This window comes from Clostridium carnis (assembly GCF_054657435.1).
Map to the genome: position 1 here is coordinate 1,557,222 of NZ_BAAHYS010000001.1, position 25,112 is coordinate 1,582,333.

Annotated in this window: 31 protein-coding genes; all 31 read left to right on the plus strand. The window is 34.5% G+C overall.

What is annotated here, in order from left to right; translation table 11 throughout:
- Positions 1 to 321: 321 nt before the first annotated feature.
- The 31 genes from rpoB to map all read left to right on the plus strand — a co-directional run bounded on the left by rpoB (position 322) and on the right by map (position 25,082).
- Entirely contained in the window at positions 322 to 4,029 is a 3,708-nt protein-coding gene (gene rpoB, locus ACYQ1T_RS07385; protein WP_459833477.1) for a DNA-directed RNA polymerase subunit beta, read from the plus strand.
- A 21-nt stretch (positions 4,030 to 4,050) separates the two neighbouring features.
- Positions 4,051 to 7,584 carry a DNA-directed RNA polymerase subunit beta' gene (gene rpoC / locus ACYQ1T_RS07390; protein WP_459833479.1) on the plus strand — a complete coding sequence of 1,178 codons (3,534 nt, stop codon included), beginning with the start codon at positions 4,051 to 4,053 and terminating at the stop codon, positions 7,582 to 7,584.
- A 153-nt stretch (positions 7,585 to 7,737) separates the two neighbouring features.
- Positions 7,738 to 7,977 carry a ribosomal L7Ae/L30e/S12e/Gadd45 family protein gene (locus ACYQ1T_RS07395; protein ID WP_459833481.1) on the plus strand — a complete coding sequence of 80 codons (240 nt, stop codon included), beginning with the start codon at positions 7,738 to 7,740 and terminating at the stop codon, positions 7,975 to 7,977.
- 58 nt (positions 7,978 to 8,035) lie between these two features.
- Positions 8,036 to 8,416, plus strand: a complete 381-nt coding sequence (rpsL, locus tag ACYQ1T_RS07400) for a 30S ribosomal protein S12 (protein ID WP_459833483.1) — start codon at positions 8,036 to 8,038, stop codon at positions 8,414 to 8,416.
- Positions 8,417 to 8,560: 144 nt separating this feature from the next.
- Positions 8,561 to 9,031, plus strand: coding sequence for a 30S ribosomal protein S7 (rpsG, locus tag ACYQ1T_RS07405; protein ID WP_459833486.1), 471 nt, complete (start codon positions 8,561 to 8,563; stop codon positions 9,029 to 9,031).
- A gap of 75 nt (positions 9,032 to 9,106) precedes the next feature.
- Positions 9,107 to 11,167, plus strand: coding sequence for an elongation factor G (gene fusA / locus ACYQ1T_RS07410; protein ID WP_459833489.1), 2,061 nt, complete (start codon positions 9,107 to 9,109; stop codon positions 11,165 to 11,167).
- A gap of 187 nt (positions 11,168 to 11,354) precedes the next feature.
- Positions 11,355 to 12,548, plus strand: a complete 1,194-nt coding sequence (tuf, locus tag ACYQ1T_RS07415) for an elongation factor Tu (RefSeq protein WP_459833458.1) — start codon at positions 11,355 to 11,357, stop codon at positions 12,546 to 12,548.
- A gap of 555 nt (positions 12,549 to 13,103) precedes the next feature.
- On the plus strand, positions 13,104 to 13,412 hold the full coding sequence (rpsJ, locus tag ACYQ1T_RS07420) for a 30S ribosomal protein S10 (protein WP_021876938.1): 309 nt from the start codon (positions 13,104 to 13,106) through the stop codon (positions 13,410 to 13,412).
- Positions 13,413 to 13,492: 80 nt separating this feature from the next.
- Complete coding sequence (rplC, locus tag ACYQ1T_RS07425; protein WP_459833492.1) at positions 13,493 to 14,122, plus strand: 50S ribosomal protein L3; 630 nt, start codon at positions 13,493 to 13,495, stop codon at positions 14,120 to 14,122.
- 24 nt (positions 14,123 to 14,146) lie between these two features.
- A complete protein-coding gene (gene rplD, locus ACYQ1T_RS07430; RefSeq protein ID WP_459833494.1) occupies positions 14,147 to 14,767 on the plus strand; it encodes a 50S ribosomal protein L4 in 621 nt (206 codons plus the stop codon).
- Positions 14,767 to 15,057 (plus strand): 50S ribosomal protein L23, encoded by a 291-nt coding sequence (rplW, locus tag ACYQ1T_RS07435; RefSeq protein WP_459833497.1) that lies wholly within the window; start codon positions 14,767 to 14,769, stop codon positions 15,055 to 15,057. Before rplD ends, rplW begins: the two co-directional genes overlap by 1 nt.
- A 67-nt stretch (positions 15,058 to 15,124) precedes the next feature.
- The gene (gene rplB, locus ACYQ1T_RS07440) at positions 15,125 to 15,958 is read left to right on the plus strand and encodes a 50S ribosomal protein L2 (RefSeq protein ID WP_459833500.1); all 834 of its coding nucleotides are present in this window, start codon (positions 15,125 to 15,127) and stop codon (positions 15,956 to 15,958) included.
- Between the two features lie 68 nt (positions 15,959 to 16,026).
- The gene (gene rpsS / locus ACYQ1T_RS07445) at positions 16,027 to 16,311 is read left to right on the plus strand and encodes a 30S ribosomal protein S19 (RefSeq protein WP_021876943.1); all 285 of its coding nucleotides are present in this window, start codon (positions 16,027 to 16,029) and stop codon (positions 16,309 to 16,311) included.
- A 20-nt stretch (positions 16,312 to 16,331) separates the two neighbouring features.
- Complete coding sequence (gene rplV, locus ACYQ1T_RS07450; RefSeq protein ID WP_459833503.1) at positions 16,332 to 16,667, plus strand: 50S ribosomal protein L22; 336 nt, start codon at positions 16,332 to 16,334, stop codon at positions 16,665 to 16,667.
- Between the two features lie 19 nt (positions 16,668 to 16,686).
- Positions 16,687 to 17,355, plus strand: coding sequence for a 30S ribosomal protein S3 (gene rpsC, locus ACYQ1T_RS07455; protein WP_459833506.1), 669 nt, complete (start codon positions 16,687 to 16,689; stop codon positions 17,353 to 17,355).
- A gap of 17 nt (positions 17,356 to 17,372) precedes the next feature.
- On the plus strand, positions 17,373 to 17,807 hold the full coding sequence (gene rplP / locus ACYQ1T_RS07460; RefSeq protein ID WP_066678360.1) for a 50S ribosomal protein L16: 435 nt from the start codon (positions 17,373 to 17,375) through the stop codon (positions 17,805 to 17,807).
- On the plus strand, positions 17,807 to 18,019 hold the full coding sequence (gene rpmC / locus ACYQ1T_RS07465) for a 50S ribosomal protein L29 (protein ID WP_459833510.1): 213 nt from the start codon (positions 17,807 to 17,809) through the stop codon (positions 18,017 to 18,019). The genes rplP and rpmC overlap by 1 nt, the downstream gene beginning before the upstream one ends.
- Before the next feature lie 22 nt (positions 18,020 to 18,041).
- Positions 18,042 to 18,296, plus strand: coding sequence for a 30S ribosomal protein S17 (rpsQ, locus tag ACYQ1T_RS07470; RefSeq protein WP_459833513.1), 255 nt, complete (start codon positions 18,042 to 18,044; stop codon positions 18,294 to 18,296).
- A 28-nt stretch (positions 18,297 to 18,324) separates the two neighbouring features.
- Positions 18,325 to 18,693: a 50S ribosomal protein L14 gene (rplN, locus tag ACYQ1T_RS07475; RefSeq protein ID WP_008681183.1), complete on the plus strand. Its 369-nt coding sequence runs from the start codon at positions 18,325 to 18,327 to the stop codon at positions 18,691 to 18,693.
- A gap of 17 nt (positions 18,694 to 18,710) precedes the next feature.
- Complete coding sequence (rplX, locus tag ACYQ1T_RS07480; RefSeq protein WP_459833515.1) at positions 18,711 to 19,025, plus strand: 50S ribosomal protein L24; 315 nt, start codon at positions 18,711 to 18,713, stop codon at positions 19,023 to 19,025.
- Positions 19,026 to 19,047: 22 nt separating this feature from the next.
- Positions 19,048 to 19,590 carry a 50S ribosomal protein L5 gene (rplE, locus tag ACYQ1T_RS07485; RefSeq protein WP_459833518.1) on the plus strand — a complete coding sequence of 181 codons (543 nt, stop codon included), beginning with the start codon at positions 19,048 to 19,050 and terminating at the stop codon, positions 19,588 to 19,590.
- Positions 19,591 to 19,605: 15 nt separating this feature from the next.
- On the plus strand, positions 19,606 to 19,791 hold the full coding sequence (locus ACYQ1T_RS07490; RefSeq protein ID WP_459833520.1) for a type Z 30S ribosomal protein S14: 186 nt from the start codon (positions 19,606 to 19,608) through the stop codon (positions 19,789 to 19,791).
- A gap of 31 nt (positions 19,792 to 19,822) precedes the next feature.
- Entirely contained in the window at positions 19,823 to 20,221 is a 399-nt protein-coding gene (rpsH, locus tag ACYQ1T_RS07495) for a 30S ribosomal protein S8 (RefSeq protein ID WP_459833523.1), read from the plus strand.
- Positions 20,222 to 20,286: 65 nt separating this feature from the next.
- The gene (gene rplF, locus ACYQ1T_RS07500; protein ID WP_459833526.1) at positions 20,287 to 20,829 is read left to right on the plus strand and encodes a 50S ribosomal protein L6; all 543 of its coding nucleotides are present in this window, start codon (positions 20,287 to 20,289) and stop codon (positions 20,827 to 20,829) included.
- A 20-nt stretch (positions 20,830 to 20,849) separates the two neighbouring features.
- Positions 20,850 to 21,212 carry a 50S ribosomal protein L18 gene (gene rplR / locus ACYQ1T_RS07505; RefSeq protein ID WP_459833528.1) on the plus strand — a complete coding sequence of 121 codons (363 nt, stop codon included), beginning with the start codon at positions 20,850 to 20,852 and terminating at the stop codon, positions 21,210 to 21,212.
- 19 nt (positions 21,213 to 21,231) lie between these two features.
- The gene (gene rpsE / locus ACYQ1T_RS07510) at positions 21,232 to 21,729 is read left to right on the plus strand and encodes a 30S ribosomal protein S5 (RefSeq protein WP_459833531.1); all 498 of its coding nucleotides are present in this window, start codon (positions 21,232 to 21,234) and stop codon (positions 21,727 to 21,729) included.
- Between the two features lie 11 nt (positions 21,730 to 21,740).
- A complete protein-coding gene (gene rpmD, locus ACYQ1T_RS07515) occupies positions 21,741 to 21,920 on the plus strand; it encodes a 50S ribosomal protein L30 (RefSeq protein WP_459833533.1) in 180 nt (59 codons plus the stop codon).
- Positions 21,921 to 21,942: 22 nt separating this feature from the next.
- A complete protein-coding gene (gene rplO, locus ACYQ1T_RS07520; protein ID WP_459833535.1) occupies positions 21,943 to 22,383 on the plus strand; it encodes a 50S ribosomal protein L15 in 441 nt (146 codons plus the stop codon).
- Position 22,384: 1 nt separating this feature from the next.
- On the plus strand, positions 22,385 to 23,659 hold the full coding sequence (secY, locus tag ACYQ1T_RS07525) for a preprotein translocase subunit SecY (protein ID WP_459833538.1): 1,275 nt from the start codon (positions 22,385 to 22,387) through the stop codon (positions 23,657 to 23,659).
- 23 nt (positions 23,660 to 23,682) lie between these two features.
- Positions 23,683 to 24,333, plus strand: coding sequence for an adenylate kinase (locus ACYQ1T_RS07530; RefSeq protein WP_459833540.1), 651 nt, complete (start codon positions 23,683 to 23,685; stop codon positions 24,331 to 24,333).
- On the plus strand, positions 24,333 to 25,082 hold the full coding sequence (gene map, locus ACYQ1T_RS07535; RefSeq protein ID WP_459833542.1) for a type I methionyl aminopeptidase: 750 nt from the start codon (positions 24,333 to 24,335) through the stop codon (positions 25,080 to 25,082). The genes ACYQ1T_RS07530 and map overlap by 1 nt, the downstream gene beginning before the upstream one ends.
- Positions 25,083 to 25,112 lie beyond the last annotated feature (30 nt).

Consider the following 25,112-nt stretch of genomic DNA (forward strand, 5'->3'; position numbering starts at 1 on the left):
GAAACTATATAAAATATCAGATTCCTGGGATACTTTATATAGTTTTATAATTTTATAATTTTATAAGATTATATAGTTAATTAGGAATATTATTTAAAATGAATAGTATACTATGCGGTAAAAAAATATTGACAATGAAATAATATTGTGATACCATCATTAAATGTACTATTCAATATGGATACGTATATATTCATATGAAAAAAATGTATAATTAAACAAAAAGTTGGTTATACTAATAAGTGATGCTGTCCGAAAGCGAAAGTCCTTAGGGAAATTATGCTTTTGGTTATTTTAGTTTTATACAAGGGGTGAAAATTCATGGTACATCCTGTCCAAGTCGGAAAAAGAACTAGAATGAGTTTTGGTAAAGTTAAAGATGTAACTGATATGCCAAATCTTATTGAAGTACAATTAGATTCCTACCAGTGGTTTTTAAAAGAGGGACTTCATGAAGTATTTAATGATGTTAATCCAATAACAAACTTCACGGGTAATCTAGTACTTGAATTCGTTGATTACAAGCTTGATATGGATAATATTAAGTATTCAGTGGAAGAGTGTAAGGAAAGAGACGCCACTTATGCTGCACCATTAAAAGTTTCAGTGAGATTACAAAACAATGAAACAGGCGAAATTAAAGAACAAGAAGTATTTATGGGTGATTTCCCATTAATGACAGAACAAGGTACTTTCATCATCAATGGTGCTGAAAGAGTTATTGTAAGTCAATTAGTAAGATCACCAGGCGTTTATTACAATTATAGTGTTGATAAGACAGGTAAAAAGCTTTATTCATCAACAGTAATACCAAATAGAGGAGCATGGTTAGAATATGAAACAGATTCTAACGATATTATTTATGTAAGAATAGATAAAACAAGAAAGCTTCCTATATCTATATTAGGTAGAGCTATGGGCTTTGGTAGTGACCAAGAGCTTTTAGACTATTTCGGTGAAGATGAAAGATTTAAGGCTACAATTGAGAAAGACAACACAAAGACAAAAGAAGAAGGTTTATTAGAAATATATAAGAGATTAAGACCAGGCGAACCGCCAACAGTTGATAGTGCTGTATCTCTTATAGATTCATTATTCTTTGATGCTAAAAGATATGATTTATCAAGAGTTGGTAGATATAAGTTTAATAAAAAATTAGCATTAAATCTAAGATTAGTTAATCAAGTAGCTGCGGTTGACATAGTTAATCCTCAAACAGGAGAAATTATGGTAGAACAAGGTGAAAAGATTAGCAGGACTTTAGCAGAAGAAATTCAAAATATAGGTATTAACTCAGTTGACATTTTAGTAGAAGATAGAATAGTTAGAGTTATAGGTAACCATTTTGTTGATATTGCTAAAAATGTTTCATTTAATGTAGAGGATCTAAATATAAGAGAATTAGTTCATTATCCTACATTAAAAGAAATATTAGATAATTTTGATGATGAAGCAACTATAAAGGAAGAAATCAAGAAAAATATAAATAGATTAATTCCTAAACATATAATTAGAGATGATATATTTGCAACTATAAGCTACGAATTAGGTTTACCTTATTCAGTAGGTTATGTAGATGATATTGATCACTTAGGTAATAGAAGATTAAGATCAGTAGGTGAGTTATTACAAAATCAATTTAGAATTGGTTTATCAAGAATGGAAAGAGTAGTTAAAGAAAGAATGACTATTCAAGATCAAGAAGCAATAACGCCTCAGATGTTAATAAATATAAGACCAGTTGCTGCAGCTATTAAAGAATTCTTTGGTAGTTCACAATTATCACAATTCATGGATCAAACGAATCCATTATCAGAATTAACTCATAAGAGAAGATTATCAGCTTTAGGACCAGGAGGTCTTTCAAGAGAAAGAGCTGGTTTTGAAGTGAGAGACGTTCACCACTCTCATTATGGTAGAATGTGTCCTATAGAAACACCGGAAGGTCCTAATATAGGTCTAATTAACTCTTTAGCTACTTATGCAAAAGTTAATGAATATGGATTTATAGAAACTCCATATAGAGTTATAGATAAGGAAAAAGGAATAATAACTGATGAAATTAGATACTTTACTGCTGATGAGGAAGATCAATATCTAGTAGCTCAAGCTAAGGAACCTATTGGTGAAGATAGAAAGTTCGTTGATAGCAGAGTTACTGTTAGATATATGCATGAAGTATTGGTTGTAAACTCTGAAGAAGTTGACTTGATTGATGTATCACCAAGACAAATAGTTTCAGTTGCAACAGCTATGATACCTTTCCTTGAAAATGATGATGCATCAAGAGCACTAATGGGTTCAAACATGCAACGTCAAGCTGTGCCACTATTAAAGCCACAAGCACCAGTAGTAGGTACAGGAATAGAATATAAAGCAGCGGCAGACTCAGGAGTTCTTCCTAAGGCAAAAAATGCTGGTACTGTAGTATATGTAAGCTCTAATGAAATTAGAGTAAAGAGAGAATTAGATGGTGGAATAGATACTTACAAGCTTCTTAAATTTAAGAGAAGTAACCAAGGTACTTGTATAAATCAAAGACCTTTAGTTGATAAGGGTGAAATTGTATTTAAGAATCAAGTATTAGCAGATGGTCCATCAACTGATTTAGGGGAAATAGCATTAGGTAAGAATATCAGAATGGGATTCATAACTTGGGAAGGTTATAACTATGAAGATGCCATGCTAATTTCAGAAGAATTAGTTAGAGAAGATGTCTTTACTTCTATTCATATAGAAGAATATGAATGTGAAGCTAGAGATACGAAACTAGGACCAGAAGAAATAACTAGAGACATTCCAAACGTAAGTGAAGATGCTCTAAAAGATATAGATGATAGAGGAATAATCAGAATTGGTGCTGAGGTAAGATCAGGAGATATACTTGTTGGTAAAGTTACACCAAAGGGTGAAACTGAATTAACTGCTGAAGAAAGATTATTAAGAGCTATCTTTGGAGAAAAAGCAAGAGAAGTTAGAGATACATCTTTAAGAGTTCCTCATGGAGAAGCTGGTATTATAGTAGATGTTAAAGTATTTACTAGAGAAAACGGTGATGATTTAAATCCAGGAGTTAACGAACTTGTAAGATGTTATATAGCTCAAAAGAGAAAGATATCTGTAGGGGATAAAATGGCAGGACGTCATGGTAATAAAGGGGTTATCTCTAGAGTATTACCAGAAGAAGATATGCCATTCTTACCAGATGGAAGACCACTACAAATATGCTTAAATCCACTAGGGGTTCCATCACGTATGAATATAGGTCAGGTTCTTGAAGTTCACTTAGGTTGGGCTGCAAGTCAATTAGGATGGCATATAGCTACGCCTGTATTTGATGGTGCAACTGAAAATGATATTGAAGCATGTCTTGAAAAAGCTGGATATAATGCAAATGGAAAAACAGTGTTATATGATGGAAGAACAGGTGAAGCTTTTGATAATACAGTAACAGTGGGTATAATGTATATCTTAAAACTTGCTCACTTAGTTGATGATAAGATTCATGCTAGATCAACAGGACCATACTCATTAGTAACTCAACAACCACTTGGAGGTAAAGCTCAATTTGGAGGTCAAAGATTCGGTGAAATGGAAGTTTGGGCATTAGAAGCATATGGTGCAGCTCATACACTACAAGAAATATTAACTGTTAAGTCAGATGATGTTGTTGGTAGAGTTAAAACATATGAAGCTATTGTCAAGGGTGAAAATATACCTGAACCAGGAGTTCCAGAATCATTTAAGGTTCTAATTAAAGAACTTCAAGCTTTATGTTTAGACGTTAAAGTATTAAATGATGAGAATCAAGAAGTTAAACTAAAAGAGTTTGCTGAAGAAGAAATGGAAGACTTAGAAGTTAATATAGAAGGTACAGAAGAAGTTGTACCAGAAGAAGTTAATGTTGATGATAGTTATACATCAACTGATGAAGAAATGGAAGAAGAAGTTGAATTTGAAAACTTCCCATTAGATGGATTCCATGAAGAAGATTTAGAACTTGATGATTTTGTAAATGATGAACACTAAAATTGAAGGGAGGATATACCCTTGTTTGAATTGAATAATTTTGATGCTATACAAATTGGTTTAGCTTCTCCAAGTCAGATTAGAGAATGGTCTAGAGGTGAAGTTAAGAAACCTGAAACAATAAACTATAGAACTTTAAAACCAGAAAGAGATGGTTTATTCTGCGAAAGAATTTTTGGACCAATCAAGGACTGGGAATGTCATTGTGGTAAGTACAAGAGAGTAAGATATAAGGGAATAGTTTGTGACAGATGTGGAGTAGAGGTTACAAAGGCTAAGGTAAGAAGAGAAAGAATGGGGCATATAGAACTGGCTGCCCCAGTATCTCATATTTGGTACTTTAAAGGAATTCCATCAAGAATGGGATTACTTATGGATATGTCACCAAGAGCTTTAGAGAAAGTTTTATACTTTGCGTCATATATTGTTATAGACCCTAAAGAAACTCCGTTATTAAAGAAACAGCTTTTAAATGAAAAAGAATATAGAGAAGCTGTAGATAAATATGGTGATGAAAGCTTTGTGGCTGGAATGGGTGCTGAAGCTATTCAAGATCTTTTAGGTGAAATTGATTTAGAAGGTCAATCAAGAGACTTAAAAGAAGAATTAAAAACAAGCACAGGTCAAAAGAAAGTAAGAATCATAAGAAGATTAGAAGTTGTAGAATCATTCAGAAAGTCAGGTAATGATCCAAGATGGATGGTTATAAATGTAATTCCTGTAATTCCACCTGATTTAAGACCTATGGTTCAATTAGATGGTGGAAGATTTGCCACTTCAGATTTAAATGATTTATATAGAAGAGTTATAAATAGAAATAACAGATTAAAGAAGTTATTAGATTTAGGAGCTCCAGATATAATCGTTAGAAATGAAAAAAGAATGTTACAAGAAGCAGTAGATGCTCTTATTGATAATGGTAGAAGAGGAAGACCAGTTACTGGTCCTGGAAATAGACCTCTTAAGTCTTTATCAGATATGCTTAAAGGTAAGCAAGGTAGATTTAGACAAAACTTACTTGGTAAGAGAGTTGACTACTCAGGTAGATCAGTTATCGTTGTTGGTCCAGAATTAAAAATGTACCAATGTGGTCTTCCTAAAGAAATGGCTTTAGAATTATTTAAGCCTTTTGTAATGAAGAAATTAGTAGAAGATGGTGTTGCACATAACATAAAGAGTGCAAAAAGAATGGTTGAAAGAGTAAATCATCAAGTATGGGATGTACTTGAAGAAGTTATTGCAGATCATCCAGTTTTATTAAACCGTGCACCTACTCTACACAGACTTGGAATTCAAGCATTCCAACCAGTACTTGTTGAAGGTAGAGCGATAAAGCTACATCCATTAGTATGTACAGCATACAATGCTGACTTCGATGGTGACCAAATGGCTGTTCACGTACCTTTATCAGTAGAAGCACAAGCAGAAGCAAGATTCTTAATGCTTGCAGCTGGAAACATAATGAAACCTTCAGATGGTAAGCCAGTTTGTGTACCTACGCAAGATATGGTTTTAGGTTCATACTATATGACAATGGATAAAGATGGAGCTAAAGGTGAAGGAAAAGTATTTGCTTCAAAAGACGAAGCTATTATGGCATACCAAGTTGGAGCTATAGCAATTCATGCGCTAATTAGTGTAAGAATGTTTAGAGAAGTAAATGGAGAAATTAAATCAGGTATAATTAAAACAACAGTTGGTAAATTAATCTTTAATGAATCAATTCCACAAGATTTAGGTTTTGTAGATAGAAATAAAGAAGATGAAATGTTTAATCTAGAAGTTGATTTCCTAATAACTAAGAAGTCATTAGGAAAAATTATAGATAAATGTTATGCGGTTCATGGACCAACTAATACATCTATAATGCTAGATAAAATTAAAGCTTTAGGATATCACTATTCATCAATTGGAGCCGTAACAGTTGCAGCTTCAGATATGATAGTACCAGAAGCTAAATATGCTCTATTAAAAGATGCAGATGAAACTGTTGATAAGATAGAAAAAATGTATAAAAGAGGGTTCATATCAGAAGAAGAAAGATATGAAAGAGTTATTGAAAAATGGACTAAGACAACTGAAGAAGTTGCAGATGCCTTAATGGAAAGTCTTGACAAATTCAACCCTATATTCATGATGGCAGATTCTGGAGCCAGAGGATCTAAGTCACAAATTAAGCAACTTGCAGGTATGAGAGGTCTGATGGCGAGTCCAACAGGTAAAATCATAGAATTACCAATCAGAGCTTCCTTTAGAGAAGGTCTTGAAGTTCTAGAATACTTCATATCTACTCATGGAGCTAGAAAAGGTAATGCCGATACAGCACTAAAAACAGCTGACTCAGGTTACTTAACAAGAAGACTTGTTGACGTATCACAAGATGTTATCGTAAGGGAAATAGATTGTGGAACTGATAGGGGTATCTATGTTTCAGAAATTAAAGAAGGAAATGAGGCAATCGAAGGATTAGCTGAAAGACTTCATGGAAGATATACAGCTGAAGAAATAATACATCCTGAAACAGGAGAAGTTATGGTGCCAGCTGATGAATACATGGAGTTAGATGTTGCTGAAAGAGTTGCAGCAGCAGGAGTTAAAAAAGTTAAGATTAGATCAGTATTTACATGTAGCTGTAAGATTGGAGTATGCTCTAAGTGTTATGGTATGAACATGGCTACTGCTAAAAAGATTAACATTGGAGAAGCTGTTGGTATAATAGCAGCTCAATCAATCGGAGAACCTGGTACACAGCTTACAATGAGAACATTCCATACTGGTGGAGTTGTTGGAGCAGATATCACTCAAGGTCTTCCTAGAGTTGAGGAATTATTCGAAGCTAGAAAACCTAAGGGATTAGCAATAGTAAGTGAAATAACAGGTACTGTAAGAGTTGAAGAAACAAAGAAGAAGAGAACAGTATTTGTAATGTCTGCTGATGGAGAAGAACGTAGTTACGAAATACCATTTGGTTCAAGATTAAAAGTTTCAAATGATGATTTCATTGAAGCTGGGGATGAAATTACTGAAGGTTCAGTAAATCCACATGATATAATGGCAATCAAAGGTGTTGATGGAGCTAGAAGATATTTACTTTCAGAAGTTCAAAAAGTTTATAGACTTCAAGGTGTTGATATCAATGATAAGCATTTAGAAGTAGTTGTAAGACAAATGACTAGAAAAGTAAAAGTTTTAGAATCAGGAGATACTGAGTTACTTCCAGGAACAATGATAGATATGTTTGACTTTGAAGCTGAAAATGAAAGAGTAAGAGAATTTGGTGGAGAAGAAGCGAAAGGTGAAACAGCGTTACTTGGTATTACTAAGGCTGCGTTAGCTACTGATAGTTTCTTATCAGCTGCATCTTTCCAAGAAACAACAAGAGTTCTTACAGAAGCTGCTATCAAAGGAAAAATAGATCCATTAGTTGGTCTGAAAGAAAATGTTATTATTGGTAAGTTAATTCCAGCAGGTACTGGAATGATGAGATATAGAAACGTAAAGCTTGATGTAGAGGATGTTGTAGAAGAAGAAGAAGCTTTAGATACAATTGAATAATACATTGCAATTTTATTGACATGTGTATGCTTAAATGATAAAATACGAATTGTGTGATTTTGAAAGCTACACTACAGTATAATTGTCTACATGATTTCATGGAGGCAAAGTCATGAACTTATGCCTCTATGAACTTTATATAAGGAGGGCTTCATGATAGACAGACTAGTAGGAAAAAAGGTAATTGGAATAAAGCAATCTTATAGATCATTAATAAATGATGAGGGTGTTGTTTTATATGTAGCTAAAGATGCAGAAAATAGTCTAGTTAAGCCAGTGGTTGAATTGGCTATTGAGAAGAAAATCAAGGTTATCACAATAGATACCATGAAGGAACTCGGCAAATTATGTGGGATAAGCGTTAAATGCGCTGCTACATTAATGCTTGAGTAATTAAAAAGCTTTTATCTTAAATATTAAATAGATAAAAAAATTTTCAGGAGGTGAAAAAATGCCAACTATTAGCCAATTAGTAAGAAAAGGCAGAAAAACTGTTATCAACAAGTCAACAGCACCAGCACTTAATGAGTGTCCACAAAGAAGAGGAGTTTGTACTGTTGTTAAAACAACAACTCCAAAGAAGCCTAACTCAGCTTTAAGAAAAATTGCAAGAGTAAGACTTACAAATGGATTCGAAGTAACTGCATACATTGGTGGTATGGGACACAACTTACAAGAGCATAGTGTTGTTCTTATAAGAGGTGGTAGAGTTAAGGACCTTCCTGGTGTTAGATACCATATCGTAAGAGGAGCACTTGATTGTGCTGGAGTAGCTAACAGAATGCAAGGAAGATCAAAGTACGGTGCTAAAAAGCCGAAGGCAAAAAAGTAGTTTAAACTACACCAGTGCTTGTCTTCAGCATTTACATAGATTTATAAATTAAGTTTATATAGATGAAGAAGCGAAGCACTTTGCGGTAACAAAGATTACCGAGTACCAATGAACTTAAATTATCATGTTAAGGAGGGAAGAAAAGTGCCAAGAAAAGGACATATCGCAAAGAGAGATGTATTACCAGATCCAATGTACAACTCAAAGGTTGTTACAAAGTTAATAAACAATGTAATGGAAGATGGTAAAAAAGGAGTAGCGCAAAAAATATGCTACGATGCATTTGAAATGATGGCGCAAAAAACAGGCAAAGATGCTTTAGAAGTATTTGAAGAAGCTATGAACAATGTAATGCCTTTATTAGAAGTTAAAGCTAGAAGAATAGGTGGAGCTAACTACCAAGTTCCGATAGAAGTAAGACCAGAAAGAAGACAGACTTTAGGATTAAGATGGATTCTTGATGCTTCAAGAAAAAGAGGCGAAAAGTTAATGGCTCAAAGATTAGCTGGAGAATTATTAGATGCAGCTAACAATACTGGAGCAGCTGTTAAGAAGAGAGAAGATACTCACAAGATGGCTGAAGCAAACAAAGCATTTGCTCACTACAGATACTAATAAACAAACTGTTTTGGCTTTTGCCAAAACAGTTTTGTCGAATTTAAAATTACTCGTTGAGAGGAGGAAATACAAATGGCTAGAAAATATCCATTAGAAAAATTCCGTAATTTCGGAATTATGGCTCATATAGATGCTGGTAAGACTACAACTACTGAGCGTATATTATTCTACACAGGTAGAAGCCATAAAATAGGAGAAGTTCACGAAGGTGCAGCAACAATGGACTGGATGGTTCAAGAACAAGAAAGAGGTATAACAATTACTTCTGCTGCAACTACATGTGCATGGCAAGGACATGAATTAAACATCATCGATACTCCAGGACACGTAGATTTCACAGTTGAGGTTGAAAGATCTTTAAGAGTTCTAGATGGTGCTGTAACAGTTCTTGATGCAAAGAGTGGGGTTGAACCTCAAACAGAAACAGTATGGAGACAGGCAGACAAATATGGTGTTCCAAGAATGATATATGTTAACAAGATGGATGCTACAGGTGCAGACTTCTTTAGATGTATAAACACTGTAAGAGATAGATTAAAAGCTAATGCTGTTCCAATACAAATCCCAATAGGTTCAGAAGATCAATTTAAAGGAATGGTAGACTTAATAACTAATAAAGCTATAATGTTCTACGATGATTTAGGAAAAGATGTTAGAACTGAAGAAATTCCAGCTGACTTAGCTGATCAAGCTGAAGAGTATAGAATGGCTCTTATAGAATCAATAGCTGAAACTAATGAAGAATTAATGGAAAAATATCTTGAAGGTGAAGAATTAACTGAAGAAGAGTTAATTACTGGATTAAGAAAAGCTACTATAGCTAATGAAATAGTTCCATGTATTTGTGGTTCATCTTACAAAAATAAGGGTGTTCAACAAATGATTGATGGAGTTGTTGCATTCTTACCATCACCATTAGATATACCAGCTGTTAAAGGAATGACATTAGAAGGTGAAGAAGATTCAAGAGAAGCTTCAGATGAAGCTCCAATGTCAGCTTTAGCATTTAAAATAGCAACTGACCCATTCGTTGGTAAGCTTGCTTTCACAAGAATATATTCAGGTGTTATGCAAAGTGGATCATATGTATTAAATTCAACTAAGGGTAAGAAAGAAAGAATAGGAAGACTTGTTAAGATGCATGCTAACTCAAGAGAAGAAGTAGAAGCATTAGAAGCAGGTGAATTAGGAGCTATCATAGGATTAAAGAACACTACTACAGGGGATACTCTTTGTGTAGAAAGTTCACCAATAATCCTAGAAGCAATGGAATTCCCAGAACCAGTTATATCTGTAGCGATTGAGCCAAAGACAAAAGCTGGTCAAGAAAAGATGGGATTAGCGTTAGCTAAGCTTGCTGAAGAAGATCCAACTTTCAAAACTTATACTGATCAAGAAACTGGTCAAACAATCATCGCTGGTATGGGTGAGCTTCACTTAGAAATCATCGTTGATAGATTAACTAGAGAATTCAAAGTTGAGTGTAACGTTGGTGCACCTCAAGTTGCTTATAAGGAAACAATTAGAAAAGCTGTTAAGGCTGAAGCTAAGTATGCTAAGCAATCAGGTGGTAAGGGTCAATACGGTCACTGTGTAATTGAAATGGAACCTACTGAAGGTGAATACACATTTGAAAATGCTGTTGTTGGGGGAGCTATTCCAAGAGAATATATACCTGCAATTGATGCTGGTATCCAAGAAGCAGCAAAGAACGGTATCATAGCTGGTTATGAAACTATTAACTTCAAAGTTAAAGTAGTTCACGGATCATACCATGATGTCGATTCATCAGAAATGGCCTTCAAGATTGCCGGTTCTATGGCATTTAAAAATGCTATGTCTAAAGCAGATCCAGTTTTACTTGAACCAATGATGAAAGTTGAAGTTACAGTTCCAGAAGAATACATGGGAGACGTAATGGGAGACATCAACTCAAGAAGAGGAAGAATTGAAGGTATGGAAGCTGTTAATGGAGCTCAAATTATCAGATCATTCGTTCCACTATCAGAAATGTTTGGATATGCAACTACTTTAAGATCAAGAACTCAAGGTAGAGGTACTTATTCAATGGTATTTGATCATTTTGAAGAAGTTCCAAAGAGCATTCAAGAAAAAATAAAGGGTGAAAAGTAATTCACTATTAGTTATAAATTAAGATATTATTACTCATATTAAATGTGAGTAATAATATCAAAATGTGAATAATTATTTTATTATAGATACAAGTAAAAGTTCACATAAGTATAGAAAAGAAAACTTAAATTAGATATAATAACTAAGAATATTTATAAAATTAATTTCCATAAAGGAGGAATTTACAATGGCAAAGCAAAAATTCGAAAGAAGTAAACCACACGTAAATATTGGAACAATTGGTCACGTAGACCACGGTAAGACAACATTAACAGCAGCTATAACAACAGTATTAGCAAATAAGGGTTATGCAGAAGCTTTTAACTATGCAGATATAGATAAGGCTCCAGAAGAAAAAGAAAGAGGAATCACAATCAATACAGCACACGTTGAGTATGAAACAGAAAACAGACACTATGCTCACGTTGACTGTCCAGGACATGCTGACTATGTTAAGAACATGATCACAGGAGCAGCACAAATGGATGGAGCAATCCTAGTTTGTTCAGCAGCAGATGGTCCAATGCCTCAAACAAGAGAGCATATACTACTTGCATCAAGAGTAGGTGTTGACTATATCGTTGTATTCTTAAACAAAGCAGATATGGTAGATGATGAAGAGTTATTAGAATTAGTTGAAATGGAAGTTAGAGAATTATTATCAGAATACAACTTCCCAGGAGATGATATTCCAGTAATAAAGGGATCAGCTTTAGTAGCATTAGAAAACCCAACAGATGAAAAAGCAATTGCTCCAATAATGGAATTAATGGCAGCAGTAGACAGCTACATCCCAACTCCAGAAAGAGCAACAGATAAGCCATTCTTAATGCCAGTAGAAGATGTATTCACAATCACTGGTAGAGGAACAGTTGCAACAGGAAGAGTTGAAAGAGGAGTTCTTCACGTAGGAGACGAAGTAGAAATCGTTGGATTATCAGAAGAAAGCAGAAAAGTAGTAGTAACAGGAATAGAAATGTTCAGAAAGTTACTAGACGAAGCGCAAGCTGGAGATAACGTTGGAGTTCTTTTAAGAGGAGTTCAAAGAACTGATATCGAAAGAGGTCAAGTATTATCAAAAGTTGGATCAGTTAAGCCACACAGCAAGTTCGTAGGTCAAGTATACGTACTTAAGAAAGAAGAAGGTGGTAGACATACTCCATTCTTCGATGGATACAGACCACAATTCTACTTCAGAACAACAGACGTAACAGGATCAATCAAGTTACCAGATGGAATGGAAATGGTTATGCCAGGAGACCACATCGACATGAACGTTGAATTAATAACTCAAGTAGCGATGGATGAAGGATTAAGATTCGCTATCAGAGAAGGTGGAAGAACTGTAGGTTCAGGAGTTGTTACTAGCATAATCGAATAATTTGATTAAATTAGAACAATTTTATTTTAAATATAAATAGCGCTAAATGTGATCACTGAAAAAAGAGTGGGGGGACGCCTTCGCTCTTTTTTTTATAATAAGATAAAAAAATAATATTAAGTTAATTAAAATATTGAAAATGTTTAACATATTGTAAATAGGGAATAATAATAATATTCGCGTTTGTGGCACCAAAAATTACAAGAAAAAAAATATTGATTAAAATTAAAAAGAAATATAAAATATATTTATTGAAAAAAATATTTAAAAAAGTTTACGAAAATTAGCTTTTAAAAAGTTTTAAAAAGGCTAAAAAAAAGTCTTGAAAAGACTTATTAAAGATAGTATAATAAAGAAGTTGTATAGCAAACAGCGATGAATCAAGAGGTTGCCGGACTTCCGGGTTAATTCTTGATGAGTATGTTAGGATCTAGAATCCAACGACAGGGGTTTTATAGAAATGCGTGTTTTATTATGAAACACCAGGAACAGTTTATAGAACATCCGCTGTTGTGCGTTAGAAGTAAAGCGTACATGAAAAGGAGGGAAACCAAGATGTCAAAACAAAAAATAAGAATCAGATTAAAGGCTTTTGATCACACAATATTAGATCAATCAGCTGAAAAGATTGTTGAAACAGCAAAGTCAACAGGTGCTAAGGTTGCAGGTCCAGTACCACTACCAACTGAAAAGGACGTTGTTACTATATTAAGAGCTGTTCATAAGTACAAAGATTCCAGAGAACAATTCGAAATCAGAACACATAAGAGATTAATCGACATAGTTAATCCATCACCTAAGACAGTTGATGCTTTAATGAGATTAAACTTACCAGCAGGTGTTGATATCGAAATTAAGCTATAGTAGTAGCTATTATTAAATAAACAGTTTGAACGGTTATGATTACAAAGTAATCCGCTAATACGTTTAGGAGGTGTAAATACATGAAAAAAGCTATATTAGGAAAGAAAATAGGAATGACTCAAATATTTGATGAAAATGGTAAAGTTGTTCCAGTAACAGTAGTAGAAGCTAGCCCATGTGTTGTTGTTCAAAAGAAGACTATCGAAAAGGATGGTTATGAAGCAATACAAGTAGGTTTCGGCGATGTAAGAGAAAAGCTTGTTAACAAGCCAAAGAAAGGACATTTTGCTAAGGCTGGTGTATCTTTAAAGAGAAAGCTAAAAGAATTCAGATTAGAAGATTGCTCAACTTATGAAGTTGGTCAAGAAATCAAAGCTGAAATATTTGTAGCTGGAGATAAAGTTGATGTATCAGGAGTTTCTAAAGGTAAGGGATTCCAAGGTGTTATCAAGAGATGGAATGCTAATAGAGGACCTATGACTCATGGTTCTAAGTTCCACAGAGCCGTTGGTTCAATGGGAGCTTCATCAGATCCATCAAGAACTTTCAAAAACAAGAATATGCCAGGACATATGGGTGCTGTTAACACAACAGTATTAAACTTAGAAGTAGTTAAGGTTATAGCTGAAAAGAACTTAATACTAATAAAGGGTGGTATCCCAGGACCTAACAAAGGTACAGTAGTAATAAGAAATGCAGTTAAAGCTTAATTGCTGTAGAAAGGAGGAAACAGAATGCCTACAGTAGGATTATTTAATCAAGAAGGAAAACAAGTTGGAGATATCCAATTAAATGATAATGTGTTCGGAGTTGAAGTTAATACTGATGCAATGCACCAAATGGTTGTTGCTTTATTAGCTAACAAGAGACAAGGAACTCAATCAGCTAAGACTAGAGCTGAGGTTAGAGGAGGCGGAATTAAGCCTTGGAGACAAAAGGGAACTGGTAGAGCAAGACAAGGTTCTATTAGAGCACCACAATGGATCAAAGGTGGAATTGTGTTCGCACCAAAGCCAAGAGATTATAGAATGTCAGTGCCAAAGAGCATGAGAAGAGTAGCTATGAAGTCAGCTTTAACTAGCAAAGTTCAAGACGGACAAATGGTTGTTCTAGAAAATTTAGCTTTTGAAGCTCCAAAAACTAAGCAAATGATTGCTGTTTTAAAAGCTTTTGAAGCAAAGAAAACATTAGTAATAACAGCTGAGTCAAACGAAGCAGTTTACAAATCAGCAAGAAACATTGCTGGTGTTGAAGTAATGCCAGTTAACAACATCAATGTTTATGATTTATTAAAGTTTGAAAAATTAATCATAACTAAGGATGCTGTATCAAAGATCGAGGAGGTGTACGCATAATGACAAGCTATGATATCATAAGAAAGCCTGTTATCACTGAAAAGAGTATGTCTGCTATGGCAGAAAAGAAGTACACTTTCATAGTTCATATGAATGCTAACAAAGTTCAAATAAAGAAAGCAGTTGAAGAAGTTTTCGGCGTTAAAGTTGAAAAAGTTCAAACAATAAGAACTATGGGAAAAACTAAGAGAATGGGCGTACATGTAGGAAAGAGAGCTGACTTCAAGAAAGCTATCATAACATTAGCACAAGATAGCAAGAATATTGAATTCTTCGAAGGAATGCAATAATACATTAAAGCACACTATTGGTACTAATGAATAGTACCAGATAAGCTGAAAGAAGGAGGGAATTTACATGGCAGTTAAAAAGTTTAGACCAACTACCCCATCAAGAAGAGAAATGACAATGGCTACTTTTGAAGAAGTAACTACTAACTCACCTGAGAAATCACTTCTTGTATCATTAAGCAAGACTGGTGGTAGAAATGCTCAAGGTAAAATAACTGTTAGACACCATGGTGGTGGCGCTAAGAGAAAATATAGAATAATAGATTTCAAGAGAAATAAGGATGGTATTCCAGCAAAAGTTGCTACTATAGAATATGATCCAAATAGAACAGCATACATTGCATTAGTAGTATATGCTGATGGTGAAAAGAGATATATAATTGCTCCAGTAGGATTAAAAGTTGGAGATGTTATAGTTTCAGGAGCTGATTCAGATATAAAACCAGGAAATGCTCTTCCATTAAGAAACATACCAGTAGGTACTTTTGTTCATAACATTGAGTTACAAGCAGGTAAGGGAGCTCAAATGGTAAGATCAGCTGGAACAACAGCTCAATTAATGGCTAAAGAAGGTAACTATGCAACATTAAGATTACCTTCAGGTGAAATGAGATATGTAAGAATCGAATGTAGAGCTACAATCGGTACTGTATCAAACACTACTAACGATATCATCAATATTGGTAAAGCTGGTAGAAAGAGACATATGGGATGGAGACCTACAGTTAGAGGTTCTGTAATGAACCCTTGCGATCACCCTCATGGTGGTGGTGAAGGTAGATCACCAATCGGTAGACCAAGTCCAGTTACTCCATGGGGTAAACCAGCACTTGGATACAAGACAAGAAAGAACAAGAAGTATTCAGATAGATTCATAATAAAGAGAAGAAACGATAAGTAGTATGAAGAGAATCTAAAGTTCTCTTCATGGCTTGTCAGCCTAGAGATTATGAAGGGAGGCAAATTATAGTGAGTAGATCAACAAAGAAAGGACCTTTCGTACACGAAGGACTTTTAAAGAAAATCGAAGAAATGAATGCTAGTGGAGAAAAGAAGGTTGTTAAGACTTGGTCAAGAAGTTCAACTATCTTCCCACAAATGATAGGTCATACAATCGCTGTTCATGATGGTAGAAAACATGTACCAGTTTTCATAACTGAAGATATGGTAGGACAAAAACTTGGTGAGTTCGCTTTAACAAGAACTTACAGAGGACACGATTACGACGAAAAAGCGTCAAGAAAAAGAAAGTAATCCGGAAAGGAGGAACATAAATGGAAGCTAGAGCTATAGCTAAATATGTGAGAATGTCTCCAATGAAAGTAGGAGTAGTTCTTGATTTAATAAGAGGAAAAAATATTCAAGAGGCTTTTGCTATTTTACAATATACTCCAAAAGATGCAGCAGTAGTTATAAATAAAGTTTTAAAATCAGCTGTTGCTAATGCTGAAAACAATCACGAAATGAACTTAGAAACTTTATATGTTTCAGAAGCATTTGTAGGTGCAGGTCCAACTCTTAAGAGATTCAGACCTCATGCACAAGGAAGAGCGTTCAGAATTAACAAGAGAACAAGTCATATAACACTTGTAGTTAAAGAAAGAGCTTAGAAAGAAGGAGGGAAAACAAGTGGGTCAAAAAGTACATCCTCACGGACTTAGAGTAGGAGTTATCAAGGATTGGGATGCTAAGTGGTATGCTTCAAAGAAGAACTTTGCAGATAACCTTATCGAAGATAACAAAATCAGAGAATTCGTAAAGAAAGAACTTTTCTCAGCTGGTATTTCAAGAATTGAAATAGAAAGAGCTGCTAAAAGAATTAAATTAAATATACACACTGCTAAACCTGGTGTTATCATCGGAAAAGGTGGATCAGGAATAGAAGCTTTAAAGGTTAAATTAGCTAAGATAGTTTCAAACAAAAACTTACTAATAAACATCGTTGAAGTTAAAAATGCTGAAGCAGATGCTCAATTAATGGCAGAAAACATTGCTGCACAATTAGAAAAGAGAGTATCATTCAGAAGAGCTATGAAGCAAAGCATTCAAAGAGGAATGAGACTTGGAGCTAAGGGTGTTAAAACTGCTTGCTCAGGTAGATTAGGTGGAGCTGAAATAGCTAGAACTGAACAATATCATGAAGGAACAATTCCACTACAAACTTTAAGAGCAGATATCGATTATGGATTTGCTGAAGCTGATACTACTTACGGAAAGATCGGCGTAAAGGTTTGGGTTTATAATGGAGAAGTTCTTCCAACTAAAAAAGTTGAAAAGAAGGAAGAAGTTAACGCGTAAGAAAGGAGGAATTAATCATGTTAATGCCTAAAAGAGTTAAGCATCGTAAGGTACAACGTGGTAGAATGAAAGGAAAAGCTACAAGAGGTAATTTCCTTGCATACGGAGATTACGGTATTCAAGCTACTACTTGTGGTTGGATTACTAGTAATCAAATAGAGTCTGCCAGAATTGCTATAAACAGATATATCAGAAGAGGAGGAAAACTTTGGATAAAGATTTTCCCAGATAAGCCAGTTACTGAAAAACCAGCTGAAACAAGAATGGGTTCAGGTAAAGGTTCACCAGAATATTGGGTTGCAGTAGTTAAGCCTGGTAGAGTGTTATTCGAATTATCAGGAGTTAACGAAGAAGTTGCAAGAGAAGCTATGAGACTTGCATCACACAAGCTTCCTGTAAAGTGTAAATTCGTTACAAGAAGAGATTTTGAGGAAATGGGTGGTGAAGAATAATGAAGGCTAGAGAATTAAAAGAATTAAGAGCAAATGATCCTCAAGATTTAAAGGTTAAGCTAAATGACCTTAAGGCTGAATTATTCAACTTAAGATTCCAATTAGCTACAGGCCAATTAGAAAATCCTATGAGAATAAGAGAAGTTAAAAAATCTATAGCCCAAATCAAAACCATCTTAAGAGAAGAAGAGATCAGGGCTTTCGAGCAGTAAATCTGAAAGGAGGTAACTCTTAATGGAAAGAGGATTAAGAAAGAAAAAAATAGGTAGAGTTGTTTCAGATAAAATGGAAAAAACTATTGTTGTTGCAGTTGAAACAAAGGTAAGACATCCATTATATGGTAAGACTGTAAACAGAACAACTAAGTTTAAGGCTCATGATGAAAACAATGAAGCTAAAATGAATGATAGAGTTTTAATTATGGAAACTAGACCATTATCTAAGGATAAGAGATGGAGACTTGTTGAAGTAGTTGAAAAAGCTAAATAGGCTTTAAGACTGAAAGGAGGGTAATTCAATGATACAACAACAAACCTTACTAAAGGTAGCAGACAACTCAGGTGCTAAAGAAATAATGTGTATCAGAGTTTTAGGCGGATCAAAAAGAAAGTTCGGTAACATTGGAGATGTAATAGTTGCTAGCGTTAAAAGTGCAACACCAGGCGGAGTTGTTAAAAAAGGAGACGTAGTAAAGGCTGTTATAGTTAGATCAGTTAGAGGATTAAGAAGAGCTGACGGTTCATACATTAAGTTTGATGAAAACGCAGCTGTTATTATAAAGGATGATAAGCAACCAAGAGGAACTCGTATCTTCGGACCAGTTGCTAGGGAGCTAAGAGATAACGAATTTAACAAGATATTATCATTAGCACCTGAAGTTCTATAATAGAGGAGGTGTCTCATTTGAAGGTACACGTTAGAAAGAACGACACAGTTGTAGTTGTTTCAGGTAAAGATAAAGGAAAAACTGGTGAAGTTTTAAAAGTAAGTCCTAAGACAGGAAAAGTTATTGTTCAAGGAGTTAACATAGTTAAAAAGCACCAAAAGCCAAACAGAGCTAATGCTCAAGGTGGCATAATAGAAAGAGAAGGAGCTATATATAGCTCAAAAGTTATGTTATACTGCACAAAATGCAAAAATGCTACAAGAATTAGCAACAAGATCTTAGAAGATGGTTCTAAGGTAAGAGTTTGTAAGAAGTGTGGAGAAACATTCTAGAATCTGAAAGGAGGTACTTATTATGACAACAAGACTTCAAGAGAAGTATGAAAAAGAAGTAGTTCAAGCTATGATCGAAAAGTTCGGATATAAAAACATTATGGAAGTTCCAAAGCTTGAGAAAATTGTCATCAACATGGGTGTTGGAGAAGCTAAGGATAATCAAAAAATATTAGAAGCTGCAGTTAACGATTTAACTATAATTGCAGGTCAAAAACCAATCTTAACAAGAGCAAAGAAATCAGTTGCTAACTTTAAGATTAGAGAAAATATGGCTTTAGGATGTAAGGTTACATTAAGAAAAGCAAATATGTATGAATTTGCTGATAAGCTAATGTCAATTGCTCTTCCAAGAGTTAGAGATTTCAGAGGAGTTTCAAGCAAGGCTTTTGATGGTAGAGGAAACTACTCTTTAGGAGTTAAAGAGCAATTAATATTCCCAGAAATTGAATACGATAAAATCGATAAGGTTAGAGGAATGGATATCATCTTCGTTACATCAGCAAATACTGACGAAGAAGCAAGAGAATTATTAAGATTCCTTGGAATGCCATTTGCTCAATAATAAGGAGGGAAAACCGTGGCACGTAAGGCTATTATTGAAAAGTGGAAAAAAGAACCTAAATATACAACAAGAGCTTATACAAGATGCAGAATATGTGGAAGACCACATTCAGTACTAAAGAAGTTTGGTATTTGCCGTATATGCTTTAGAGAACTTGCTTACAAGGGTCAAATCCCTGGTTGTAAGAAAGCAAGCTGGTAAAAAACTGATGTAGTGAAAGGAGGCACATTAAATGGTTATGACAGATCCTATCGCAGATTTGCTAACACGTATAAGAAACGCAAACGCTGTAAGACATGAAGTAGTAGAAATTCCTTCATCAAACATGAAGAAGGCTGTTGCAGATATATTATTAAAAGAGGGATATATTAAGGAAATAGAGGAATACAACGATGGTGTTGTTCCAATGTTAAGAGTATCTCTTAAGTATGGTTCAAATAAAGAAAGAGTTATAACTGGTATAAAGAGAATATCTAAGCCAGGATTAAGAGTTTACTGCAAAAAAGACGAAATACCAAAGGTTTTAAGTGGATTAGGAATCGCTGTAATATCAACTTCTAAAGGATTATTAGTTGATAGAGAAGCTAGAAAAGCTGGATTAGGCGGAGAAGTAGTTTGCTACGTTTGGTAGTTCCAAATTAGAAAGTAACTAGAATTAACATATATACACGAACAAGTAAAACAGGAGGTGCGATTATGTCAAGAGTAGGTAGATTACCGATAGCTATACCTGCAGGCGTAACTGTAACTGTTTCAGCAGAAAATGTTGTTACAGTTAAGGGTCCAAAGGGCGAACTTGTTAAAGCTATGAGTACAGACATGAATATAGCAGTTGAAGACAACCAAGTTGTTGTTACTAGACCTAGTGATCAAAAAGAGCACAGAGCTCTTCACGGATTAACTAGAGCATTAATCAACAACATGATCATCGGAGTTGAAAAAGGATTTGAAAAGAATCTAGAATTAATAGGCGTTGGTTATAGAGCTCAATTACAAGGTAAAAAACTTGTAATGAACTTAGGATATTCACATCCAGTTGAAATAGAGCCAATCGAGGGTGTTACTTTCGAAACTCCAGCAGCAACTAAAGTTGTTGTTAAGGGTATCGATAAGGAAAAGGTTGGAGCAGCTGCGGCTGATATAAGATCATGGAGAAAACCTGAACCATATAAGGGTAAGGGAATTAAGTATGATAACGAAGTAATCAGACGTAAAGAAGGTAAAACTGGTAAGAAATAATAGAAAGGAGTGAACCTTTTATGTTCAAGAAGGTAGACAGAAAAGCTAGTAGAGAAAGACGTCACCTTAGAGTACGTAAGAAAATTTCTGGTACTCCTGAGAGACCTAGACTTTCAGTATATAGAAGTGAAAAGAATATATATGCTCAAATTATAGATGATGTTAATGCAGTAACTTTAGTTTCAGCTTCAAGCTTAGACAAAGACTTTACTGCACAAGCAGGCGGAAATAAAGAAGCAGCTAAATTAGTAGGTGAATTAGTTGCTAAAAAAGCTTTAGAAAAAGGAATTTCTGATGTAGTATTCGATAGAGGTGGATATGTATATCATGGAAGAGTCCAAACTTTAGCTGAAGCTGCTAGAGAAGCAGGCTTAAAATTCTAATAAACAAGGAGGGAAATACATGAGAATCGATCCTAGCACACTAGACCTTAAGGAAAAGGTTGTTTTTATAAACAGAGTAACTAAGGTTGTTAAGGGTGGTAGAAACTTCAGATTCAGCGCTTTAGTAGTTGTAGGTGACGAAAACGGACACGTAGGCGTAGGAATGGGTAAGTCAATAGAAATCCCTGAAGCAATTAAAAAAGGAATAGAAGACGCTAAGAAACATTTAGTAAGTGTTTCAATAGTTGGAACAACTGTTCCTCATCAAATATACGGTAAATTTGGAACTGGTAAGGTTCTTATAATGCCAGCTAAAGAAGGTACAGGAGTTATCGCTGGAGGTCCAGCAAGATCTGTATTAGAATTAGCAGGATTAAAGGATGTTAGAGCTAAGTCATTAGGTTCAAACAATCCTAAAAACATGGTAAATGCAACAATCAATGGATTAGCAAACTTAAGAACAGCTGAAGATATAGCTAAATTAAGAGGAAAATCTGTTGAAGAGATTTTAGGTTAGGAGGGATAGCAATGGCAAACATTAAAGTTACTTTAGTAAAGAGCTTAATTGGTAGAAAGAAAGACCATATTGCTACTGCACATGCCCTTGGACTAAGAAAAATCGGTAAGACAGTAGAACATCAAGAAACTCCTCAAATCAGAGGAATGATTAATAAAGTTGACTATCTACTAAAAGTAGAAGAAGTTTAATACAGAGGAGGTGCATTGAGTAATGAAACTTCATGAATTAAAACCAGCAGCAGGAAGTAAAAAAGCTCCTAAGAGAGTTGGTAGAGGTACTGGTTCAGGTTTAGGTAGAAACGCCGGTAAAGGTGAAAAAGGCCAAAACTCAAGATCAGGCGGTGGAGTAAGACCAGGATTTGAAGGGGGTCAAATGCCACTATATAGAAGACTTCCTAAGAGAGGATTCACAAATATATTTGCTAAGAAATATGTTAGCATTAACGTTGATAGATTAAACATCTTTGAAAACGGAACTGAAGTTACACCAGAAGTTTTACTTGAAACAAGAGTTGTAAGTAAATTAATGGATGGTGTTAAGATTTTAGGAAATGGTACATTAGATAAGAGCCTAACTGTTAAAGGATGTAAGTTCTCAAAATCAGCGGCTGAAAAGATAGAAGCAGCTGGAGGAAAAGTTGAGGTGATTTAGTATGCTATCAACCCTACGTAATGCCTGGAAGGTTCCTGAGTTAAAAAGAAGATTTTTATGGACATTATTCCTAGTAGCAATTTTCAGGATGGGAACACATATTCCTGTTCCTGGAATTAGCACTCACCATTTGCAAAACTTAACAGGTGGTAACACTTTATTTGGTTTTTATGATCTATTATCAGGAGGAGCTTTTAGTAAATTTAGTATATTTGCTTTAAGTGTAACACCATATATTAATGCTTCTATCATTATGCAATTATTAACAATTGCTATACCATCTTTAGAACAACTTTCTAAGGAAGGTGAAGAAGGTAGAAAGAAGATTCAAAAGATAACAAGAATAGTTTCAATATTTATTGGATGTGTTCTTGCCTTTGGAACTTATACAATGGTAGCATCAATTGGTGCAGCATCAGGTATGAAAGCAACTGAAATATTAGTTGTTATTGTAGCATTAGTAGCAGGTTCAACATTCTGTATGTGGCTTGGAGATCAAATAACAACAAAGGGTTTTGGAAATGGAATTTCTATACTAATCTTTGTTAACATAGTATCTCAGTTACCTATGACTTTAATGTCATTATTTACATTAAAAGATCAAGGGAAAATTACTATAGTAGAAATTACTTTGTTTGTAATTTTTGCAATCTTAATGTTAGCAGGTGTAATATTCTTCTCATTAGCAGAAAGAAGAATACCAGTACAATATGCTGGAAAAGCAGTTGGAAACAAGGTTATGAAAGGTCAATCTACTCATATACCTTTAAGCATAATTGGATCAGCAGTAATAGCAATAATATTTGCTATGTCAGTTATGATGTTTCCAAGAACAATTGCAACATTCTTCCCTGATCATAACTGGGCTGTATGGATAACTACAAGTAAATATAGTATTTTTAATGAGAAGACATGGATGTATCCTGTATTTTACTCAATATTAACAATATTCTTTACTTGGTTCTATACACAAATTACATTTAAGCCTGATGAAATGGCAGAAAATCTGCATAAATCAGCAGGTTTTGTACCCGGAGTAAGACCAGGAGAAGCTACAGAAAAGTATTTTGAAAAGGTACTTACAAGAGTTTCCTTAGTTGGTGGTATATTTGCAGCAATTCTTGCAGTACTACCAATACTAATGTCAAATACTTCTCTGCAAGGAATTCAATTTGGTGGTACTTCACTACTAATCATGGTTGGAGTTGGCCTTGATTTTTCAAGACAACTTGATTCACAGTTAGTAATGAGACATTATCAAGGGTTCTTAAAATAGATTAATAATTGGAGATGATGCCCGTGAAGATAGTATTATTAGGTCCTCCTGGAGCAGGAAAGGGAACACAGGCAAAATCAATTAGTAATAGATACTCAATACCACATATTTCTACAGGAGATATATTTAGAAAGAATATTTCTGAAAATACTCCTTTAGGAATAGAAGCTAAAAAACACATCGATAAGGGTCAGTTAGTACCAGATGAAGTTACTATTAATATGGTAAAAGACAGACTACAAGAAGAAGATTGCAAGGGTGGATATCTATTAGATGGATTCCCTAGAACAGTTGCACAAGCTGAAGCACTTCAAGATTTCCTTAATTTAAATGATGAAAATATTGATACTGCATTATTAATTGAAGTACCAATGGATTTCATTTTAGAAAGAATGACAGGAAGAAGAGTATGTCCATCATGTGGAGCTAGCTATCATATAAAATTTAATCCAACAAAAATTGCAGGAAAATGTGATGTTTGTGGAAGCGATGTAATCCAAAGAAAAGATGATACGGAAGAAACTGTATCAGAAAGATTAGATGTGTATGAGAGACAAACACAACCACTGATTGATTTTTATAAAGAAAGAAACTTACTTTCAATTGTAGATGGTACAAAAGCTATTAACGAAGTATTCGAAGGTATCTGTGATATCTTAGGGAGTGGTAAATAATGATAATTATCAAAAACCACAAAGAAATTGACCTAATGAGAGCAGCAGGTAAAATAGTAGCTGAAACATTACTATTAGTTGAAGAAAAAGTAAGACCAGGAATAACTACTGCTGAATTAGACAGGATAGCAGAAGAATTTATAACTAAGCATGGAGCAAAGCCTTCTTTTAAAGGTTTGTATGGTTTTCCTGCTTCACTATGTATATCTGTTAACGAGCAAGTAGTTCATGGGATCCCAGGAGGTTATGTATTAAAAGATGGAGATATAATTAGCGTAGACTGTGGAGCATGTCTTAATGGTTTTCATGGAGATGCCGCAAGAACATTTGCAGTTGGAGAAGTATCTGAAGAAGCTAAGAAGTTAATTAAGATAACTGAAGAGTGTTTCTTTAAGGGAATTGAAAATGCAAAGGTTGGTAACAGACTTACTGATATATCACATGAAATACAAAGCTACGTAGAAGCTTCAGGTTTCTCTGTAGTAAGAGATTTCGTAGGACACGGTATAGGTAGAGTTGTACACGAAGATCCCGAAGTACCAAACTTTGGTAAGCCAGGACGTGGTCCAAAATTAGTAGCAGGTATGACACTTGCTATTGAGCCAATGGTTAATGCTGGAACTTATAAAGTGAAGACATTAAATGATGATTGGACAGTTGTGACTAGTGACGGAAGTCTATCAGCACACTACGAAAATACTGTTGTAATTTTACCAGATGGACCCGAAATATTAACACTAGTTAAATAAGTGTTGCTTAGTTATAAATTCGCATGATAC

What these genes read in the sequence shown, in the direction of transcription:
- rplW (WP_459833497.1), top strand. Translation starts at nt 14,767, where the DNA reads ATGACAAGCTATGATATCATAAGAAAGCCTGTTATCACTGAAAAGAGT.
- rpsH (WP_459833523.1), top strand. Translation starts at nt 19,823, where the DNA reads ATGGTTATGACAGATCCTATCGCAGATTTGCTAACACGTATAAGAAAC.
- map (WP_459833542.1), top strand. Translation starts at nt 24,333, where the DNA reads ATGATAATTATCAAAAACCACAAAGAAATTGACCTAATGAGAGCAGCA.
- rplR (WP_459833528.1), top strand. Translation starts at nt 20,850, where the DNA reads ATGTTCAAGAAGGTAGACAGAAAAGCTAGTAGAGAAAGACGTCACCTT.
- rpoB (WP_459833477.1), top strand. Translation starts at nt 322, where the DNA reads ATGGTACATCCTGTCCAAGTCGGAAAAAGAACTAGAATGAGTTTTGGT.
- secY (WP_459833538.1), top strand. Translation starts at nt 22,385, where the DNA reads ATGCTATCAACCCTACGTAATGCCTGGAAGGTTCCTGAGTTAAAAAGA.
- rplC (WP_459833492.1), top strand. Translation starts at nt 13,493, where the DNA reads ATGAAAAAAGCTATATTAGGAAAGAAAATAGGAATGACTCAAATATTT.
- rpsL (WP_459833483.1), top strand. Translation starts at nt 8,036, where the DNA reads ATGCCAACTATTAGCCAATTAGTAAGAAAAGGCAGAAAAACTGTTATC.
- rplP (WP_066678360.1), top strand. Translation starts at nt 17,373, where the DNA reads ATGTTAATGCCTAAAAGAGTTAAGCATCGTAAGGTACAACGTGGTAGA.
- rpsQ (WP_459833513.1), top strand. Translation starts at nt 18,042, where the DNA reads ATGGAAAGAGGATTAAGAAAGAAAAAAATAGGTAGAGTTGTTTCAGAT.
- tuf (WP_459833458.1), top strand. Translation starts at nt 11,355, where the DNA reads ATGGCAAAGCAAAAATTCGAAAGAAGTAAACCACACGTAAATATTGGA.
- rpsJ (WP_021876938.1), top strand. Translation starts at nt 13,104, where the DNA reads ATGTCAAAACAAAAAATAAGAATCAGATTAAAGGCTTTTGATCACACA.
- fusA (WP_459833489.1), top strand. Translation starts at nt 9,107, where the DNA reads ATGGCTAGAAAATATCCATTAGAAAAATTCCGTAATTTCGGAATTATG.
- rplO (WP_459833535.1), top strand. Translation starts at nt 21,943, where the DNA reads ATGAAACTTCATGAATTAAAACCAGCAGCAGGAAGTAAAAAAGCTCCT.
- ACYQ1T_RS07395 (WP_459833481.1), top strand. Translation starts at nt 7,738, where the DNA reads ATGATAGACAGACTAGTAGGAAAAAAGGTAATTGGAATAAAGCAATCT.
- rplN (WP_008681183.1), top strand. Translation starts at nt 18,325, where the DNA reads ATGATACAACAACAAACCTTACTAAAGGTAGCAGACAACTCAGGTGCT.
- rplE (WP_459833518.1), top strand. Translation starts at nt 19,048, where the DNA reads ATGACAACAAGACTTCAAGAGAAGTATGAAAAAGAAGTAGTTCAAGCT.
- rplB (WP_459833500.1), top strand. Translation starts at nt 15,125, where the DNA reads ATGGCAGTTAAAAAGTTTAGACCAACTACCCCATCAAGAAGAGAAATG.
- rpmD (WP_459833533.1), top strand. Translation starts at nt 21,741, where the DNA reads ATGGCAAACATTAAAGTTACTTTAGTAAAGAGCTTAATTGGTAGAAAG.
- rpsE (WP_459833531.1), top strand. Translation starts at nt 21,232, where the DNA reads ATGAGAATCGATCCTAGCACACTAGACCTTAAGGAAAAGGTTGTTTTT.
- rplD (WP_459833494.1), top strand. Translation starts at nt 14,147, where the DNA reads ATGCCTACAGTAGGATTATTTAATCAAGAAGGAAAACAAGTTGGAGAT.
- rplV (WP_459833503.1), top strand. Translation starts at nt 16,332, where the DNA reads ATGGAAGCTAGAGCTATAGCTAAATATGTGAGAATGTCTCCAATGAAA.
- rpmC (WP_459833510.1), top strand. Translation starts at nt 17,807, where the DNA reads ATGAAGGCTAGAGAATTAAAAGAATTAAGAGCAAATGATCCTCAAGAT.
- rplF (WP_459833526.1), top strand. Translation starts at nt 20,287, where the DNA reads ATGTCAAGAGTAGGTAGATTACCGATAGCTATACCTGCAGGCGTAACT.